Origin of the sequence: Salipiger sp. HF18 (assembly GCF_011806505.1) — a bacterium.
GTDB lineage: Bacteria > Pseudomonadota > Alphaproteobacteria > Rhodobacterales > Rhodobacteraceae > Salipiger > Salipiger thiooxidans.
The window spans coordinates 1-1,300 of the sequence record NZ_JAATOS010000768.1 but is presented as its reverse complement, the minus strand read 5'-3'; the positions used below and the strand labels follow the sequence as shown (position 1 = coordinate 1,300).

The following is a 1,300-nucleotide window of genomic DNA, read 5'->3' as shown; positions in this document are numbered from 1 at the left end:
TGCCTTCGACGTCATCGCCCACGCGTTGCTGCCGCCCGGTGCCCGGCTCGCCATCGAGGACCCGGGCTGGCGGACGCTGCACGCGCTGCTGCGCCGCCATGGGGTGACGCCGCATCCGCTGCGCATCGACGGCGCCGGGCTCGACCCTGCCGCCCTGCCCGGTGACGCCGCCGGCGCGGTTGTCACGCCCACGCGCCAATACCCCACCGGCGTCGCCATGCCGCTCGCGCGGCGGCTGCAGGTGCTGCACTGGGCCGAGGCCTCGGGCGCGCTGGTGGTCGAGGACGATTACGACAGCGAGTTCCGCTATCAGGGCCAGCCGCTGCCGTCGCTGGCGGGGCTCGACGGGTTGCAGCGCACGATCTACATGGGCAGCTTCTCGAAGCTGCTGAGCCCGACGCTGCGGATCGGCTACCTGGTGCTGCCCGAGGCGCTGGTGGGTCGCGTGCGCGACTACCTCGCGGTGACCGGCGCGCGGGCCTCGCTGATGCCGCAGCCGGCGCTGGCGCGGTTCATGGCACAGGGCGAGTTCGCCACCCACCTGCGCCGGATGCGCCGGGTCTATGCAAGGCGGCAGTCGGCCCTTCTGGCGGCACTGCCCGGCCCGGAGTGGCTTGCCGTGGGCCCGGATCCGTCGGGGATGCACCTTGTCGCGGGGCTCGGGCCCCGGCTGCAGGGGCGGGTCAGCGACCGCGCCATCGCCGAGCGCGCCACGGCCCGCGAGCTGGCACCGCGGGCGCTCTCGAGCCACGCCATCCTGCCACATCCGCCGCAGGGGCTGCTGCTGGGCTACGCGGGCTTCGACGAGGACACGCTCGGGCATGCCGGCAGGACGCTGGGCGCCCTGCTGGTCTCGGCCCCGCGCGGCTGAGGGCTCAGGCCGCGACGATCTCCTGCCGCTGCTCGCCCAGCCCCTCGACGCGCAGCGCGAGGCTGTCGCCCGGACGCAGGAAGCGCTTGGGCTCCATGCCCAGACCGACGCCCGAGGGCGTGCCGGTCGCAATCAGATCCCCGGGCACCAGCAGCATGAAGCGGCTCATGTAGGAGATGATCTCGGCCACGCTGAAGATCATGTCGCTGGTGTCGCTGTCCTGCACGGTCTTACCATTCAGGTCGAGCGACAGCCCCAGCGCCTGCGGGTCGGGCACCTCGTCGGCGGTCACCAGCCACGGGCCGCAGGGGCCGTAGCCCGGCGCCGACTTGCCCTTCACCCACTGGCCGCCGCGTTCCATCTGCCACTCGCGCTCGGACAGGTCGTTGACCACGCAGTAGCCCGCGACATGGCTCAGCGCATCGGCCT

Annotated in this window: 2 protein-coding genes; one reads left to right on the top strand and one right to left on the bottom strand. The window is 73.2% G+C overall.

All coding sequences use genetic code 11. The features are described from left to right. Positions 1–871: PLP-dependent aminotransferase family protein (locus HC022_RS26755; RefSeq protein WP_167454401.1), on the top strand; the 871-nt coding region annotated here is incomplete at its 5' end. A gap of 4 nt (positions 872–875) precedes the next feature. On the opposite strand, the gene HC022_RS26750 is transcribed toward HC022_RS26755, so the two are convergent. Beyond that, a partial coding sequence (locus tag HC022_RS26750) for a fumarylacetoacetate hydrolase family protein (RefSeq protein ID WP_167454400.1) occupies positions 876–1,300 on the bottom strand: 425 nt, incomplete at its 5' end.